This window comes from Spirochaeta isovalerica, assembly GCF_014207565.1.
In the GTDB taxonomy this organism is placed as follows: domain Bacteria; phylum Spirochaetota; class Spirochaetia; order DSM-2461; family DSM-2461; genus Spirochaeta_F; species Spirochaeta_F isovalerica.
Window position 1 is genome coordinate 525,697 of sequence record NZ_JACHGJ010000001.1, and the last position, 17,462, is coordinate 543,158.

General features: G+C 41.4%; 15 protein-coding genes and 1 pseudogene. All 16 read right to left on the minus strand.

Features of this window, described 5'->3' with window-relative positions:
- Positions 1-21: 21 nt before the first annotated feature.
- Entirely contained in the window at positions 22-1,344 is a 1,323-nt protein-coding gene (locus HNR50_RS02225; protein WP_184743067.1) for a HEAT repeat domain-containing protein, read from the minus strand.
- Positions 1,345-1,367: 23 nt separating this feature from the next.
- Positions 1,368-2,930, minus strand: a complete 1,563-nt coding sequence (murJ, locus tag HNR50_RS02230; protein WP_184743069.1) for a murein biosynthesis integral membrane protein MurJ — start codon at positions 2,928-2,930, stop codon at positions 1,368-1,370.
- Positions 2,930-4,051, minus strand: coding sequence for a tRNA guanosine(34) transglycosylase Tgt (gene tgt / locus HNR50_RS02235; protein ID WP_184743073.1), 1,122 nt, complete (start codon positions 4,049-4,051; stop codon positions 2,930-2,932). Before tgt ends, murJ begins: the two co-directional genes overlap by 1 nt.
- Positions 4,052-4,069: 18 nt before the next feature.
- Positions 4,070-5,155, minus strand: a complete 1,086-nt coding sequence (locus HNR50_RS02240) for an LptF/LptG family permease (RefSeq protein WP_184743076.1) — start codon at positions 5,153-5,155, stop codon at positions 4,070-4,072.
- Positions 5,152-6,438, minus strand: a complete 1,287-nt coding sequence (locus tag HNR50_RS02245; RefSeq protein WP_184743079.1) for an LptF/LptG family permease — start codon at positions 6,436-6,438, stop codon at positions 5,152-5,154. Before HNR50_RS02245 ends, HNR50_RS02240 begins: the two co-directional genes overlap by 4 nt.
- Entirely contained in the window at positions 6,413-7,597 is a 1,185-nt protein-coding gene (locus HNR50_RS02250) for a ligand-binding sensor domain-containing protein (protein ID WP_184743082.1), read from the minus strand. The genes HNR50_RS02245 and HNR50_RS02250 overlap by 26 nt, the downstream gene beginning before the upstream one ends.
- Complete coding sequence (dut, locus tag HNR50_RS02255) at positions 7,598-8,035, minus strand: dUTP diphosphatase (RefSeq protein ID WP_184743085.1); 438 nt, start codon at positions 8,033-8,035, stop codon at positions 7,598-7,600.
- A gap of 63 nt (positions 8,036-8,098) precedes the next feature.
- Positions 8,099-10,255: a polyribonucleotide nucleotidyltransferase gene (pnp, locus tag HNR50_RS02260; RefSeq protein ID WP_184743088.1), complete on the minus strand. Its 2,157-nt coding sequence runs from the start codon at positions 10,253-10,255 to the stop codon at positions 8,099-8,101.
- A gap of 23 nt (positions 10,256-10,278) precedes the next feature.
- Positions 10,279-10,548, minus strand: coding sequence for a 30S ribosomal protein S15 (gene rpsO / locus HNR50_RS02265; protein WP_184743091.1), 270 nt, complete (start codon positions 10,546-10,548; stop codon positions 10,279-10,281).
- Between the two features lie 170 nt (positions 10,549-10,718).
- Positions 10,719-11,594 carry a tRNA pseudouridine(55) synthase TruB gene (gene truB, locus HNR50_RS02270; protein ID WP_184743094.1) on the minus strand — a complete coding sequence of 292 codons (876 nt, stop codon included), beginning with the start codon at positions 11,592-11,594 and terminating at the stop codon, positions 10,719-10,721.
- Complete coding sequence (gene rbfA, locus HNR50_RS02275) at positions 11,584-11,937, minus strand: 30S ribosome-binding factor RbfA (RefSeq protein ID WP_221439790.1); 354 nt, start codon at positions 11,935-11,937, stop codon at positions 11,584-11,586. The genes truB and rbfA overlap by 11 nt, the downstream gene beginning before the upstream one ends.
- A gap of 5 nt (positions 11,938-11,942) precedes the next feature.
- The gene (infB, locus tag HNR50_RS02280) at positions 11,943-14,663 is read right to left on the minus strand and encodes a translation initiation factor IF-2 (protein WP_184743101.1); all 2,721 of its coding nucleotides are present in this window, start codon (positions 14,661-14,663) and stop codon (positions 11,943-11,945) included.
- Positions 14,664-14,675: 12 nt separating this feature from the next.
- Positions 14,676-16,160, minus strand: coding sequence for a transcription termination factor NusA (nusA, locus tag HNR50_RS02285; protein WP_184743104.1), 1,485 nt, complete (start codon positions 16,158-16,160; stop codon positions 14,676-14,678).
- A complete protein-coding gene (locus tag HNR50_RS02290; RefSeq protein ID WP_184743107.1) occupies positions 16,157-16,618 on the minus strand; it encodes an LSm family protein in 462 nt (153 codons plus the stop codon). Before HNR50_RS02290 ends, nusA begins: the two co-directional genes overlap by 4 nt.
- Before the next feature lie 145 nt (positions 16,619-16,763).
- A complete protein-coding gene (locus HNR50_RS22270; protein WP_184743110.1) occupies positions 16,764-17,102 on the minus strand; it encodes a ComF family protein in 339 nt (112 codons plus the stop codon).
- Positions 17,103-17,282: 180 nt separating this feature from the next.
- Positions 17,283-17,441, minus strand: a pseudogene (locus tag HNR50_RS22815) (double zinc ribbon domain-containing protein); the annotation flags it as partial.
- Positions 17,442-17,462: the final 21 nt, after the last annotated feature.

The following is a 17,462-nucleotide window of genomic DNA, read 5'->3' on the forward strand; positions in this document are numbered from 1 at the left end:
TAAATTGTATTTTTCTTTTGATTATAATGAAGCTGCTTCTTTTCTTAATGTTTGATGTTTACTTTCATCTTCTGCTATGTCCCGGACTCTTCCATATAATGAGATAATGTTATTTAAACGAATACCTCTTACGGCATAGATATTGATAATATAATTTTTATGATCCAGCATTTTTTCATAAAACCACCGGAGAGAAGCGTTTTCTGTTGTAGAAAGTTCCTTGCAGGTATAATTCAGAAGCCATGAAGAATCCTTCTCCCATTCCTCTTCAAAAACAACTTTCATGGCATCCACGGCCTTCCCGGCATTTTCTTTCAACAGAACCGTTATTGCTGTAGAGCGGAATGCATCACTGTTCTTATTATCCTGATAATAATCTGATAAAAATGATAGTGCCGTATTGTTTCCAATTACGGCTAGAGCTTCCATTGCAGCTTTTTTCACATTGGCTTCAGGATCTTTTTCCGCTTTATAGATAAGAATATCAACAGCTGAAGTCGACTTTCTTTCTGATAAAGCTTTTGCAGCCGCAACTCGTATTCTCCAGAATGAATCCCGTAAAGCCTGTATGAGAATATCCTCGATTTCATTTGTATCAAAATAAGCCAGAGAAGATATGGCATAAGATCTTAAAATACTATCGGAATCATTTAAAAGCTCTTTTAAAACGGGTATAGCCTGCTCGTCTCCAATTTTACCAAGAGAATCGCAGGCATAACGTCTTGCGACAGAGGAATAACCATCGTCCTGAGCAATATCCATCAGCGTCAGAACTGCCGGTTTATACTTTAATTCTCCCAGCAAAAGAATTACACTTTCTCTTAATTCGTCTTCATCATCTTCAAAATCCTCATCCTGTATACGTTCGAGAAATTTTTCAGCATTTGTCGTAACGCCGGTTTTTCCCAGGTTTCTTATGGCGGATGCCGAAATTGTTTTACTCTTATTGTCTGAAAGCTGATAAAGGAATTCTGCGGAAGATTCCAGTTTTAATGTTCCGCAATATGATATGACGGCAGTTAATACTTTTTCATCGACGTCATAATCTTCTGTAGACATCTTCAGAACATTCAGCGCGAAATCCTCAGCGGCATTATCTTCCTGAGTTTCAAAAAAGCTAATAATCTGAGTTTTTATTTTACTGTTACCGCTCCTGTTCAATATATCGATTAGGACGTCATTATATGTTTCGTCTTTTTCATTCTGAATTGCAGTTATAATCGCTACGACTTCATCATCAATTCCATACTTGAGAGTTCTTATCCGGTCTTCTCTGACAGATGTTAATTCTTCTTTATCCGGCTCCCCTTCTTCCTGAGCAAAGGTAGGGAATAATAAAATCAATAAAAAAAATAACAACAATCTTTTCATTTTGGACCTTTTCTTTTTATTATCGAAATAAACTCCACATTAAGTAAATTATACATTACTAATATCAGTCCGAGTGAAACGACTCCCTGTATCAGCAAATAAAGGAAATTAAGCCAGGTACTGCCATTCTCCCACCATGAATTGCCAATTATGAAACGACTTCCATATATAAAAATGCCTGCAGGAAGTAAAGAAACTAATGTTTTCAATAGAGTTATGAAAATGAGTTTGCTATTCAGGCTATGACCGCTTTTTCCGGAGATTCCACTGAGGAGAATGAACATACCAACCGAAAAAGATATAGTATTGGCCCAGGACAAGCCGGCTGTTGTCAGTATTGTTTCTTTGAGAAATAAAGATAAAGCGATATCCAAAATAACAGTGACTAAGGCGGCTATGAAAGGCGTTTTATAATCCCGTAATGAATAATAAAAACGCTGTGTGAAGTTATATACACCGACCATAAACATTCCGGCGCAATAGCCAAGAAGAACCCTGGCGGCATCAAGAGTATTGATACTGGTAAATTTTCCTCTCTGAAAAGCTACAGCTATAATTTCTTTTCCCAGGAAACCCATTAAAAAAGCTGATGGGATCAACAAAACAGCAAGGGCTTTTATGCCGTATTCAACAGTATCCTTCATGGCTTTATAATCGCCTGCTCCTGCGAGACGGCTCATTTTGGGAAAGAGAACTGTGGTTATGGAAGCTGAAAAGATTCCCGAAGGAAGCTGCCAGAAAACAATCGCATTGGTCAATGCTGAGACACTTCCGTCAGAAATAGACGTAGCGATAAGAATGGCGATCTGATGATTAATCGTGAAAATCGATGACGTTGCAAGGACAGGACCCCATTGTTTCAATACCCGTAGAAATCTTTCATCCTTGAAATCAAATGACGGAAGTATCTTATATCCCAATTTAAAGAAGGACGGCAATTGAAATAGTAACTGAGCGATGCCTCCGACAAGAACTCCGATCGCCATAGCGAATATTCCGTACTTCTGGTGAAACAGAATCAGTGAAGAGATAACAGAAACCGAAAAAAGAATAGGAGTTAAGGCTGGTATAAGAAATCTGCTGTGGGAATTCAGGACAGCCATCAGAACAGCGCTTATGCTTATAAGAATAATATAATTAATCAGCCAGACAAATAATTGCTCTGATAAATCGACTTTCCATTGCAACTCGAAAGATGTGAAAATCCTAATTACAACAGGAGCGAAAACTATACTGAGAAGTGTCAGCGGAATAAGAACAACTAGCTGAAAGCCAATTATCTTCCTACTGAGACCTACTGCGACTTTACCCTCTTTCTCTTCAACTATAGCTCGGGACAGCTCGGGGATAAACGCAGAGGACAGAGCCCCCTCTGCCATTAATTTCCTTAGATTATTGGGTATTGCGAAGACTGCATTGAGAACATCCGCAGATCCACTGGCTCCGAAAAAAGCGCTGATCAGCGCTGTCCGGACAAAGCCAAGCAGCCTCGAGCTTAAAGTACAGATCATAACTACTATTGCAGAAAGAGTAGACTCTCGCCTGCTTTTTTCTAACATCAGATTTTAGCTCCGTAATACGCTTCAGTAAAAGTCTTTTTATACTCGAGAAAACGCCCTTCACTTATGCTTTGACGAATTTCCTTCATAAAATTGGCAAGAAAAAAAAGATTATGTTCTGTAGCCAGCATAGGACCCAGCATTTCTCCGGCTTTAAATAAATGTCTGAGATAGGAACGGGAATATCTTTGACAGGTAGAACACTGACATGTTGGATCAATGGGCTGATCATCGAATTGGAACTGCTGATTTTTCAAAGCAATCAAGCCATCCCTGGTAAAGACTGTACTATTTCTGGCAATTCTTGTTGGATAAACACAATCAAAGATATCAATTCCATGCTCTACCGATTCCAGAATATAATCGGGAGTGCCGATACCCATTACATAATGTGGTTTTTCTTCGGGGAGCAGTTCTGCTGTGTAAGCAAGAAATTCATTGAATTCATCTTTGCTTTCTCCGACAGACAGGCCGCCGATTGCAATCCCGGGAGTGTCCAGTTCAATTATTTCTTCCACACTTCTCTTTCGTAAATCTTTGTAGAAGTTTCCCTGAACTATTGAAAACAATTTTCCATCATATCCTTCGACCCTGTTCTCCCATCTCTTTTTAGCTCTTCTCGCCCAGGACATTGTTGTCTTGAGGGCTTCTTCAGCTTCTCTTTTACTGATCCCGGGAGCTGTGCAGACATCGAGAACCATCTGTATATCACTTCTTAGAGTCTCCTGGATTTCAACAACGCTTTCCGGTGTGAAAGTGTGGTAGGAACCGTCAATATGAGAAGAAAATCTGACCCCTTCTTCACTTATTTTTCTCCTGGAAGATAGTGAGAATACCTGAAATCCTCCTGAATCAGTGAGATAATTCCGGTCCCAGGTCGTAAACTTATGGAGACTTCCGGCATTGCGTATAACTTCCATTCCGGGTCTTAAATATAAATGGTATGTATTGCCGAGAATCAGTTCATATCCCATATCCTCAAGGCTTTGATGAAACATGGCTTTGACAGTGCCCGCTGTACCGACAGGCATAAAAGCCGGCGTTTGTACTGTTCCGTGAGGAAGTGTCATCAGAGCATTTCTCGCCCGGCAGCTCGTATCTTTTTCTTTAATTTCCAACATAATTAATTCTCCAGTCTTTCAGGTCTTTGCCGTACGGAACAAGGCGCTTCCGACGATTAGAAAAACGACAACAGGAATCCAGGCTCCAGCTAGTGGAGGAAGAAAACCCATCTTTGCCATAAGCGACATGACCATTTGAAAGACATAATATACTACAGAAAGGACTAATGATGAAAGAAGGCTCATAAGCAGAATATTCTTTTTAAATTTTCCTCCGAGGGCGCAGGATATGACTGCTACGATAAGAGGAGTCAGGGCGAAAGAAAAACGTTCATAATAGTCTGTCAGAGCATCCCGGAAAGGGAGACCGGCTTTTTTCAAAGAGGCTATCCAGGATGATGCGTCTTCAACAGGCATTTCATCGATATTTCTGGTGACTTTCCGGAACGTATCGGGAATTTCGTTGAATTCAGGATTGGATAGAGTCGACAGACTCTGTTCCTCAACATCTCCCGTTTCTTCATTTATTGTAAACATACGGCATTTGTTAAACTGCCATAATTCCGATTCATTATTCCATTTTGCATTCTCTGCATCCAGACGGCTGATAAAACGACCGGTATCTGTCCGTTCTATTACAATAACATTGGACATGGTTTTTGATTCATCATTGTAATAATCAAGATTATAGATAATATTACCGTTTCCGCTGATGATCGTAACATTCGTATTACTCAATGACGGTTTTAAACCCATCAGCTGCATGGAAAGCGTGTTTTTCTGTTTGTAAGTGGGAATCACTACTCTATCGTCAAAATAAAATGCGCCTATGCTTAGCGACAGACCTATGAGAATCAGTGGCAATGTAAATCTGTAGAGTGAAATACCGGAACCGAATACTGCGATCAATTCATTGTTGGCATAGAGGTTTCCAAGCGTATAGGAGATCGCGAAAAGCAAAGAAATAGGCAAGGCGAAAGAAATACACTTAGGAAGATAGAGATAGGAAACATAAAGAATGCTGGATATGGGTACATCGTTATTGATATACTGAAAGATATTGGCAAATAAATCAAATAACTCGAGAAGTAGGATAAAGAAAATCATCGTTACGATGAAAACAGGAATAAATTGCTTTATAACCATATTTCTGAGCGTTCTCACTGTCGCACTCTCCTGAACAGTAGTATTAGACCAATTAGGAATATAAAGATATTGGGAAGCCACATAACTAAGCCCGGTGAAACCGCTGTCCTGATTCCAATTGTCCTTCCGCCGATCAGCATGACCCAGTATATGACTGTAATTAACAATCCAATACCGAAGCCTACGGATTTTCCGCTTCTTTTCGTAAACAAACCCAATGGAAAAGCGAGAAGGATAAAAGGTAAACAGGAGAAAGGAATTGACATTTTCTGATAGAATTCCAGTTTCCAGATCTGTAAAGATTTATCTTCCAGCTTTTTGTCTCTTTCTCTGATATATTTTTCGAGATTTCTATCCAATATTTCCTTTTTTGAAGAAAAAGAATCATCTTCCAAATGATCCGTTATTTCCTGATATGATGACAACAATTTATATCTGGCCAGACCGACCTGGTTCTTTTGTTGCACAATTCTAGCATTGAAATCTATCTGTTTTTCCCTTATGACCGTATAAACATCCCGAGAGCTCATCTCTCTGGGACCGGGATTTTTCAGAGAAACGGTAATATCTTTGAGAAGGATGTTGTAAATCATTCTGCCGGCACGGGAATAGGAAAAATTCCCTTTAGCATTCGTTTCTATAACATGGGTGAAAACCTCTGATAAGTTCAGCGATATGACCCCTTCCTCTTTGGCATCGCTCCGGAAATTCCCGGATTGAGCTAATATGACTCTCTTATCATTTTCTACGGAACGGTCAATAATGATAATATTATCAATGATTCCATTTGAGATATCACCTGTAATGATTGTGCTGTCCTGGTAGTGCTTTATGGAATTAGACTCCAGTTCAAGCTCGGGGTTGGAATATATCAGCTCTTTATAAAGACGTGTGAACTGCAAAGAGCCCAGTGGAAGAAAATAGTCATTCACTATAAAAGAAAAAATCGAGAAAAATACCCCTATGGATACGAGCGGGAGAAATATTCTTTTCAATGATATTCCACTGCATTCCATTGCAAGAATTTCATTGTCAGAGGATAGCTTTCCCACGGCCATTAACGCCCCGACCAGGGTGGCAAAAGGGAAAGCGATAGCGACAATGGCAGGAAGAGAAAAAATGATCAACTTGACTACAATCGTGAACGATACGTTTTTTTCAAGTATTTCTCCTGCCATCAGCAACAGCTGGTTCACAAAAAAAATAAAGAAAAAGAAACTGAAAGCCACCAAAAAAGAGATAAAAAATTCTTTTGCGATAAAGAAGTAAATCGTTTTATAGCTTCTCTTGTAATTCTTCATCGATTAACAAAATACCTTTATTGGGAATGCTTAAAACAACTCTTCCTTTAAAAAAACCTATTGCAGGAATATTCAAAGACGGAAGACCGGCTTTAAGGCCCCACTGACTCCATTTTTCGGATATTGTATCATAAATGACAATACCCGAGCTATGTGTCGCTACATATATATTTTTATTAGAAGCAGTACCTTTTATTATTATCATATCAGTCAGGATTTGCTGTACTATTTCACCGTCTGGATTCATGATAATTAACCCGCGGTCAGTCATGAGATATAGCTTTTCGCGAAAAATAATCATATCGTTTATGGTGGTATTTTCCTGCAGCAAATCATCGAGACTGATCCATTGTTCGAATGTTCCATCAGTTTTCAGATGCATTATCCGGCCATCGCTCAAACCTGCCAGCAAATGTCCCCGATAGTTCAATAACCTTTTTACTCCCGATTGGAATCGATAAATTTCAGTGGTGTTTTCAGGCGCAATTTCAGAATTTCGGATAAGAACTCCCCTTGCCGTCGACCAGAAAAGACTTCCATCAATCAGAGTTATGGCTGTAACGGATTTATCTTCGACTGTGCCGTTTATTAATGTGAGCCTATTAGTCTGGAGACTATATTGATATAAGCCGGAATATGTCCCGATATAAACATCATGATTATCAGCATCATCAAAAATATCTGAAACTGATCGATTATATAAAGAATTGAGTGGTTTTAATATTTCATTAATGATCGATCCTGTATCATCGATCAGATAGAGACCGCCCCTGAGTGTTCCAGCAAGGATATATTCTGAAATTCCTAAAACTGCCGTTACAGTATTATCCCTGAAAGGAGATTCTGTCAGAGGAATATCTGTAAAGTATCTCTTTTTCAATTCGATAATCCTTAAAAAAGGATCAAGGGGAAGTAAATCATGGTTAATCCGAGGATATATTATTTGCGGACTGAAAAGGCTTTCCTCTCCGTAAGGAAATATTTCTGAGGTCGCAGGAGTAACAAAGATAACCGGAGGTGTGATATCAGAGTCGGGAATAACTTTGAATTCAGGATCTTCATTCTCAATCGAAGACTTCTGGTCCGGATCCTCATGAATCTCTATTGTGCGGCAGCTTGCAAAGAAAAAAAATAAAAGCAGATAGCTTATCCGTTTCAATTACACTCCCGTAGAACCGAATCCTCCGGTACCTCTTTCAGAAACATCAAGGGCATTCTCCAGTGAAAATTCAGCGGTAGTCACTGGAGCAAAGATAATCTGGGCAATTCTGTCTCCACGTTTAATCGTAAATTCTTTATCACCAAGATTTATCAGTATAACTTTGACTTCACCTCTGTAATCGGAATCTATAGTTCCCGGTGTATTCAGTACTGTTATACCATGCTTGGCTGCCAGACCTGAGCGGGGTCGAACCTGAGCTTCATAACCAACAGGTATTTCCATTTTCAAGCCAGTGTCAATAAGAGCTCTTTCTCCAGGAGAAAGCATAATATCATTATTAATACAGGCTTTAAGATCCGCGCCTGCTGCAAACAGAGAAGAATAGGACGGGACGAATTTTTCATCACCGACAATTTTTACAAGGATTCTGTTCATTGCTCACTCCTCAATGAAAAAGGGCTGTCGTGGACAGCCCTTTTTATTCAAGTCAAATATGCTTTAGTTTCTTCTATCCCGATCCCTGTTATTACGGAAGTTTCCGCTTCTGGGAGGACGGGATGAACCGGCACTGGGTTTCCAGTCTTCATTATCAGCATCAACGATACTGAGGTTCAGACGTCCCATTCTGTCCTGTTCAATGAGTCTTACCCGTACCTCCTGTCCTTCTTTAAGAACATCGGAAACGGAAGCAACCCGTTCTTTAGAAATTTTTGAGATATGGCAGAGTCCTTCTTTTCCGGGGAGGAATTCGATGAAAGCTCCAAAATCCATAATTCTCTTTACTTCTCCACTGTATACTCTACCTACTTCAGGCTCTTCAATGAGACCTTTAATGATAGATTCAGCAAGTTCTGCACCTTTCTTTTCACGACAGTAGATGTTGATTGTGCCATCTTCGTCAATATTGACTTTAGATCCGCTTTTTTCGGAGATGGATTTAATATTTTTACCACCGGGACCGATTATCATACCGATCTTATCTACATCAATTTTGAATGAAATTATTTTGGGAGCATAATCCGAAACGTCTTTGCTCGGCTCACTAATTGTCTGATTCATAATGCCGAGAATGTGCATTCTTCCATCATGAGCCTGTTTGAGAGCCTGTCTCATAATATCTACAGTAATTCCTGAGATTTTGATATCCATCTGGAATGCCGTTATACCTTCAGAAGTTCCGGCGACTTTAAAGTCCATATCACCCATATGGTCTTCTTCACCGAGAATATCGGAGATGACAACAAAATCGTTGCCTTCTGAAATAAGCCCCATGGCAATACCGGCAACAGGTGATTTTATAGGGACTCCTGCATTCAGCAATGAAAGAGATCCGCTACAGATTGTCGCCTGAGAAGAAGATCCGTTGGATTCGAGAATCTCAGATACGATACGAATTGTATAAGGAAAGTCTTCTTTTTTAGGAAGAACGCCTTCGAGAGCTCTTTGAGCAAGGTGACCATGTCCGATTTCTCGTCTTCCCGTCCCCAATCTACCGGTCTCACCAACAGAATAAGGAGGAAAATTATAGTGAAGCATGAAGTTCGATCTCTTATCACCATCAATATCATCATGGATCTGTTCATCGAAAACGCTTCCGAGTGTCGTAACTCCGAGAGACTGGGTTTCACCTCTTGTAAAAAGAGCACTGCCATGGCTTCTCTGAAGAACATCGAGCTCACAAGTGATCGGTCTGATATCCTCAGGACCTCTTCCATCGCTTCTCAGTTTCTTTTCAAGAATGGACTTTCTCAGAATGTTCTTTTCCAACTCTTCAAAGAGAGCGTCAAAAAGAGGAACCTGTTCCTCGGGTATTTCTGCTTCATACTTATCAAACATATCCTTTTTGACCTGTTTGATAGCGTCATATCTTTCAAACTTACCTTTAACGAAACATGCTGTTTCCATCAGAGGATAAGCCTCTTTTTCAATTTCATCTTTTTTATCGAGAGTGAGTTCGCTTTTTGCGAAAGGCAATTTCTCCTTTCCGCATTTGGCAGCGAAGTCCTCAAGGAACTGACAGAGTTCTTTAAGTACGATTTCAGCTTTCTCAATTGCCTGAAGCATTAATTCTTCAGAGACTTCCTTCGCTCCGCCTTCGACCATACAAATGCCGTCATTTGTACCGGCCACGACGATATCCATATCACTCTCTTCGATCTGCTGAAAAGTGGGATTAACCACAAACTCGTCATTTACGTGTGCTATTCTTACTGCTGCTACCGGTCCGTTGAATGGTATATCAGATATCATTACAGCCGCGAAAGCTGAAATCATACCTAGTATATCGGGAGTGTGAATCTGATCTGAAGAGACTGTCATGGGGACGACCTGAATCTCTCTACCGAACTCTTTATAGAAAAGAGGCCGCATAGGGCGGTCTATCAGTCTTGAAACGAGAATTTCTTTGTCTTTAGGCCGTGCTTCTCTTTTTAGAAATCCTCCGGGTATTTTACCGGCTGCGTAATAGCGCTCATTGTAATCAACAGAAAGAGGGACATAATCCAGTCCCTCTGACGGTTTTGATCCACAACAAACAGTAGCCAGTACCGAGGATCCGGCATATTTGGCGAGGACTGCTCCATTCGCCTGTTTTGCCATTTTCCCAGTCTCAAGAATCAGATCATGTTCCCCGATTCTAAAACTTGCTGTTTCCATTGTTAATCCTTATTGCGGCCTTCTTACTTTCTGAGACCGAGTTTTGCAATCAATGATCTGTACGATTCGAGATCTGTTCTCTTGAGGTATCGCAGAAGTCTTCTTCTGGAACCTACCATCTTAAGAAGACCTCTTCTCGATGCATGATCCTTTTTATGTGTTTTGAAGTGTTCGGTGAGATCTTCAATTCTCTTTGTCAGAAGTGCGATCTGTACTTCTGCTGAACCTGTATCGTTTGCATCCTTACCGAATTCTTTAACGATCTCAGATTTAAAATCTTTTGATAATGACATGTTATTCCTCTGAATATATATTGTTTGGAGTAACCGTATCAAAGTCCGATTCAAGCAGAGTTACACCCTCCGAAAACCAGACCGGATAAATCCGTACGAAGACTCCATTTTCTTCGCTTTTTTTATAATTCTACCGAAATCCCGATAAAAGTCAATTGCAGAGGTCCTTCTCAACAGACAAACCTGTATGAGACTTTCCCTCCATCGGAAATTAACATGGCAAGCATATTCATATTGCTGTCAAACAAAGCGTACTCGCCAGTCTTTTCCGTTTCTGTCTTCAGAAGCTGAAAAACAATTTCTTTACCGCTTCTGATCAAGGGAACCAGGTCATCACTAACTGTCAGTTTTCCGATATCCGGCATATAGTCAAAAATTTCATTGGGGCTGATGAGGTTTTCCTTCTCGTCGAAAGCATCGGCTTCCGTAGCGCTATCAAGACGGAAAGGACCTACAGATATCCTTTTCAACTCGGTCAGATAAGCCCTGCTTCCTGCAGCTATACCCAGATCCCTGGCCAGAGATCTTATGTAAGTTCCTTTAGAGCAATGTACGGAAATACGGAGAAAGGGAGATTCCCATGAGAGAATATTCAATCGATAGATTTCCACATCCCGTTCCGGCATGATTACCTCTTCGCCGGAGCGGACTCTCTCGTAGGCGCGTTTGCCATTTATGTGTACGGCAGAGTATGCCGGAGGAGTCTGTTTAATTTTCCCTGAAAACTGTTGAATGGCTTTAGTTATTTCATTTATTTCGGGAACTTCGGCTTCATATATGACGTCACCTTCGGGATCAAGTGTTTCAGTTTCTGCCCCGAATCTGATAAGCGCTTCATATTCTTTGTCTAATCCGGTGAACTCCGGGACAAGTTTTGTCATCTTCCCCGAAAGCGCTACAATTAATCCTGAAGCAAATTTATCGAGCGTTCCTGTATGACCGACCTTCCGGGTATCCAGTTTTCTCTTAATACTGTTCAAAGCATTGAAAGAAGTGATACCGGAAGGTTTGTCGAGAAGAATCATCCCCCCGATGCTATTCTTCATCGGGGCTGATGTCCAGACTGTCGATTTTTTCGTTTAATTCAAATCCTCTCCGGATTGAAGTGTCAGCTATAAAGCGCAGTTTAGGCGTTACCCGCATCTTCAAATCTTTAGAAATGTTATGCTGGATAAATCCGGCCGCATGGTTCAGTGCTTCAACAGCCTTTTCCATTTTCGATTCACTTTCAAACGAAGAGACATACAGCTTTGCGTATGCGAGATCCGAACTGACACTGACCTCCGTTATAGTGATCAGTGTGTTCACTCGGGGGTCTTTGACGACCCCTTTCATAATCAAAGAGCTGACAAGATCTCTTATGAGATTGCCAACTCTTTTTGTTCTCATTTCACTCACTTTTCTATGGGATCTCCCAGTTTCTTAGCGACTTCTTTGATAACATAAACCTCAAAAATATCACCGACTTTAATATCTGTACAGTTTTCAAGGCTGATTCCGCACTCGTATCCTTCCCGAACCTCTTTAACATCATCTTTAAAGCGTCTGAGAGCTGATATGCTGCCCTGGAAGATTTCTATGCCTTCTCTGTAAGAACGGATAAGACTCTTTCTCGTCACGATACCGCTCTTAACCATACAACCGGCAATTGTTCCGATTTTGGGAACCTTGAAAGTTTCCCGGACTTCAACCTGACCGACGATCTCTTCCTTGAGTTCCGGAGCAAGCATACCTTCCATTGCACTTCTGACATCTTCAACTGCATCGTAAATGATATTGTACTTCTTGATTTCGACTTTTTCCTGATCAGCCAGAAGCTGAGCTTTGGGCGTCGGTCGTACATGAAATGCAATAATAATAGCGTTTGAAGCAGCAGCAAGAGTAACATCATTCTCGACGACAGCACCGGCAGAAGAGTGAATACAGACAAGCCTGATCTCCGGTGTGCTGAGTTTCTCGAGAGTCTGCTTAAGGGCTTCAACTGAACCGTGAACGTCACCTTTGATGATAACTTTAAGTTCCTGAATCTCTCCGTCCTGAATGGAATCATAAAGATTGGCAAGAGTCACTTTCTTGACATTCTGAGCTGCTTCCATTTTTTTAAGTTCCTGCCGTTTTGTACCGAACTGACGGGCGACTCTTTCGTTTTCAGTTACCTGGAATGGATCTCCCGAATCGGGAATTCCGGTAAATCCAAGGATTTCAACAGGCATGGACGGATCGGCTTCATCGACTTTCTGTCCTCTATCGTTGAACATAGCCCTGACTTTTCCGGAATATATACCGGCGACAAAAGAATCTCCAATTTTCAGAGTACCTCTCTGGATCAGAACGGAAGAAACAATACCCCTGCCCTGATCGACTTTCGATTCTATTATCTTTCCTTCAGCCTTGCAGTTGAAGTTTGCTTTCAACTCCAGCATTTCCGCTTCCAGCGATATGGCATCCAGCAAATCTTCAATTCCGAGCCGTTTCAAAGCGGAAAGTTCAATAAACTGAGTCGAACCTCCCCAATCTTCCGGCATCAATTCATATTCGGAGAGCTGCTGTTTGACTCTATCAATATTCGCTTCAGGAAGATCGACTTTGTTCACAGCCACTATTATGGGAACTTTTGCATCTTTGGCATGATTGATAGCTTCTACAGTCTGAGGCATGACTCCGTCATTGGCCGCGACCACTAGAACAACAACATCGGTTACCTGTGCACCTCTGGCTCTCATAAGTGTAAAAGCTTCATGACCGGGAGTATCGAGGAATGTTATTTTACCTTTCTCCGTATTAACAGTGTAAGCTCCGATGTGCTGTGTAATTCCTCCAAACTCATCGTCTACAACGTTAGTTTTTCGAATCGCATCAAGCAATTTTGTTTTACCGTGGTCAACATGACCCATAACGGTAACAATAGGAGCTCTGTTTTCCAGATCTTCCTCTTTATCTGTTTCAGTTTCAATGATGGTTTCATCATAAAGAGAAACGAGGTTAACCTTACATTTATATTCATCGGCCAGCAACGATGCCGTTTCAAAATCTATCTGCTGGTTTATAGTAACCATCATTCCCATTTTCATCAGTTTAGATATGAGATCCGAAGCTTTGAGATTCATTTTTCTAGCGAGTTCGGAAACAGTGATGTTCTCCATCATATCGATTTCTTTGGGAACTGGATTTGTTCTGTTTATAGTTTTCTTTTTGTATTCGTAAGCCTTTTCAGATTCGTCGTGTTTCTTCTTGTTGTACTGAGGACTCTTTTTTGACTTGAAGAATTTTTTGGAGTTAGTTTTCTTCTGATCGGCATTTTCCGGTGTAGAAGATCCTGTTCCTCCACTTCCACCAGGCCTGAAACCGCCGGGACGCTGACCGCCTCCCTGGTATCCACCGGGACGCTGACCGCCTCCCTGGTATCCACCGGGTCGCTGACCGCCTCCCTGGTATCCACCGGGTCGCTGACCGCCTCCCTGGTATCCACCGGGACGCTGACCGCCTCCCTGGTATCCGCCGGGACGCTGACCGCCTCCCTGGTATCCGCCGGGACGCTGACCGCCTCCCTGGTATCCGCCGGGACGCTGACCGCCTCCCTGGTATCCACCAGGTCGCTGACCGCCTCCCTGGTATCCGCCGGATCGTTGTCCATCGCCCTGATAACCACCGGAACGTTGACCGCCGCCCTGATAACCACCGGAACGCTGACCGCCTCCCTGATAACTACCGGAACGCTGACCGCCTCCCTGATAACCACCGGAACGCTGACCGCTGCCCTGATAACCACCGGAACGCTGACCGCCTCCCTGGTATCCACCGGAACGCTGACCGCTGCCCTGGTACCCACCCTGACGAGATGTGTTCCTGGAGGGTTCAGACTGAATAGTCGATTTCTTTGATTCATTATCTGAATCGCTGTTGTCCCCTGAAGGAGAATTGTCTTCAGAAGGAGCCTTTTTGGCTACGACCTTTGGAGTTCTCCTTTTAACAACAACTTTTTTTGGAGCAGTTCCGGAAGAACTAACAACAACTCTTTTCTTTTTCACATGAGAATCAGCAGATGAATCTTCTGATTTCGCATGCTTAATGAGTGTTGCTTTAGCTTTCTGATTTTTTTCCTGATCTTCTGGCATACACCACCTTTATTACTGTGAATCCTCTTCGGATTCATCTTCTTCAATTTCAAAACTGATTCCTATTCCGCAATTCGGACAGGATGTCATATCCACTGTTATAGAGGAGCCACATTCAGGACACTCGTATTCTTCCACTTCCTCTGTAACAAACTCTTCTTCGTCTTCTACATCATCTTCTTCATCAGAATCTTCTGATTCAACGATTTCTACATTTTCTTCAATGATACTGTTTATGGTATCAATGTCTTCATCCGTCAAACCATCAAGACCATGAAGTTCTTCAATTTTCATTGATACAAGAGTCTCGATAAGTTCGATTCCGTTTTCCTTCAAGAGAGCAACCAATCTCTCGGAAATACCCGGAAGCTCGGCAATACTTGATATTTCTTCAATCTCTTCATTGCCGAAGATTTCCGATGCCATACGAGAAGCTTCCGGTGAAATATCCATTTCATCACGCTGCTCTTCTGTCTTAACATCGATATTCCAGTCTACCAGCCTATTGGCGAGTCTGACATTCAACCCCTGCTTTCCGATAGCCAGAGATAACTGATCTTCAGGAACAATCGCGAGAGCATGCTTCTTCTCATAATCGAGAACAAGAACTTCTGAAACATGAGCTGGTGAAAGTGCATTCTTAATGAACTCTGCTTCGTTAGTATCATATTTAAGAATATCAATTTTCTCGCCTTCCAGCTCTCTTACGATTGACTGGATACGAACACCTTTCAGACCGACACAAGCTCCCACAGGATCTATATCAGATTTTTTAGTGCTTACAGCTATTTTCGTTCTGTATCCCGGTTCACGTACGACCCTGTCGATATTGACAATCCCATCATATATTTCCGGAACTTCAAGTTCAAATATCTTTTTAACGAAATCAGTATGTGTCCTGGTCAGAACAATCTGAAGCCCTGATGAAGTTTTATTAACTTCGCTGATCATGGCTTTGATCCGGTCTCCAGCTCTATACACTTCCCGGGGCGACTGAAAGCGCCTTGGAAGAATAGCTTCGGTTTTTCCTATATCGACAAAGATATTCTGGTTTCTCTGACGCTGGAAATATCCGATGATGATTTCTCCGATTTTGTCTTTATACTCGGAATACATAGTGTTTTTCTGAATCTCACGAAGATCCTGACGAGCCCTCTGTTTCGCGCTCTGGACGGAACCGCGATCAAACTCGCGCTTATCCACTTTTATGAGTATTTCGTCTCCGATCTCACTTTCATCATTAAGAAGCTTTGCTTCCTCCAGGATGATTTCAGATACCGGGTCATAATGATCATCTTCGGCGACTATCATCTTCTTGGCATAAACTTCAACATCGCTCATGTCTTCGCTGAAACGGACAACCGCATTATCCGATGTTCCGAACTTTCTTTTATAGGCTGCAAGGAGAAAATCCTCAATTGTTTTTAAAACAAGCTCTTCCGAAATACCTCTTTCCTGCTGTAGTAACTTTATTGCCTCTGCAAAATCAGAAGTCATGATTTTTGGACCTCCCTCAAATAATCCAATTTACATTTATGGATATCGCTGTATTTTATCTTCTTCGCGACGCCTTCTATCACAACTGTGACTTCATCATTTTCCGTTGATTCAATCAATCCCAGGTCCCAATCATTGTGACCGCTGTGCATGATTTTCACAGCCCGACCTTTAAAGATTTCAAACTCTCGCGCATCTTTAAAACTGCGTTCGATACCCGGTGAAGAGACTTCGAGATAGACATCGAAGCTATCATAAATAACTTCCAGCCGGGGAAATACAGTCTTGTGGACGGTGGAACAATCTTCTATTTTGACACCTTCCGGGCTGTTTATTACCATGTTTATTTTCAATCTGTTTCTATTAGTCGAAGAATTCATTTCTACAACCGAGAACCCCAGATTGTTTACAATAGCTTCAACATCTTCCAGAAGTTTATTGTCCGATTCTTTTTTCAAAACTCCGCCTGACTTCTTTTCAGTTTACTTAGCTACTTTTCGAGCCGCATACAAAAAAAGAGCCGCCAATAGGGACTCTTAATAAAGAAGTACAATATTAATGTAATTAGAATTTATCAGGGAAAGGAAACATTGTCAACTGTCTTCAATCAACTGCTACTGTCAGAGAAACTACCCGAGAGGCGCCATTTTTCTTTAAAACAGAGGAACACTCATCAGCTGTGGCCCCTGTTGTAAATACATCGTCGATCAGGAGAATATTTTTTTCCTGTATTAAAGATGCGCCATTCAATGTGCAATGGATTTTACCTTTCAGATTTTTTTTCCTGTCTTCCAGGGATAACATTTTCTGACCGGTGGCTGACTTCTTTTTCAGGACTTGAACAACCTTAAACCGATTTGTTTTCTTTAGAACTCCGCAGATCTGTTCTACCTGATCCCAGCCTTTCTTTCGTTTTTTTGCCGCAGATGCCGGTGATGCCACGATCAGATAATCTGCATATCCATTATTTGTTATAATTCGAGCGAAAAGCTCTGAATAGAGCCAGGCTATGGACCGGCAATTTTCAAATTTATACAGATACAGTAGATCTTTTGCTTTCCCTTTATATTCAAAGAGGGAAATATTCTTTTCGAAGGAATAATTCGTTAATCGGCAACGTAAACATTCTCCGTTTTCGGACAGGAGAGGTGAACCGCATATCCTGCATGAGGGGTCTTCGATCAGAGGGATTTTATTAATACAACTTAAACATACATGGGATCTTTGATTTGTTTCTCTTCCACATAAAATACATCTTTTCAGTATTTCTATCTTAATCACATATCAATAACAGAAAAGGAT

Bases quoted from the DNA above. Each gene is read 5' to 3' on its own strand.
- murJ (WP_184743069.1), bottom strand. From the start codon at position 2,930: ATGTTAGAAAAAAGCAGGCGAGAGTCTACTCTTTCTGCAATAGTAGTT.
- tgt (WP_184743073.1), bottom strand. From the start codon at position 4,051: ATGTTGGAAATTAAAGAAAAAGATACGAGCTGCCGGGCGAGAAATGCT.
- HNR50_RS02245 (WP_184743079.1), bottom strand. From the start codon at position 6,438: ATGAAGAATTACAAGAGAAGCTATAAAACGATTTACTTCTTTATCGCA.
- dut (WP_184743085.1), bottom strand. From the start codon at position 8,035: ATGAACAGAATCCTTGTAAAAATTGTCGGTGATGAAAAATTCGTCCCG.
- pnp (WP_184743088.1), bottom strand. From the start codon at position 10,255: ATGGAAACAGCAAGTTTTAGAATCGGGGAACATGATCTGATTCTTGAG.
- rpsO (WP_184743091.1), bottom strand. From the start codon at position 10,548: ATGTCATTATCAAAAGATTTTAAATCTGAGATCGTTAAAGAATTCGGT.
- truB (WP_184743094.1), bottom strand. From the start codon at position 11,594: ATGAAGAATAGCATCGGGGGGATGATTCTTCTCGACAAACCTTCCGGT.
- rbfA (WP_221439790.1), bottom strand. From the start codon at position 11,937: ATGAGAACAAAAAGAGTTGGCAATCTCATAAGAGATCTTGTCAGCTCT.
- infB (WP_184743101.1), bottom strand. From the start codon at position 14,663: ATGCCAGAAGATCAGGAAAAAAATCAGAAAGCTAAAGCAACACTCATT.
- nusA (WP_184743104.1), bottom strand. From the start codon at position 16,160: ATGACTTCTGATTTTGCAGAGGCAATAAAGTTACTACAGCAGGAAAGA.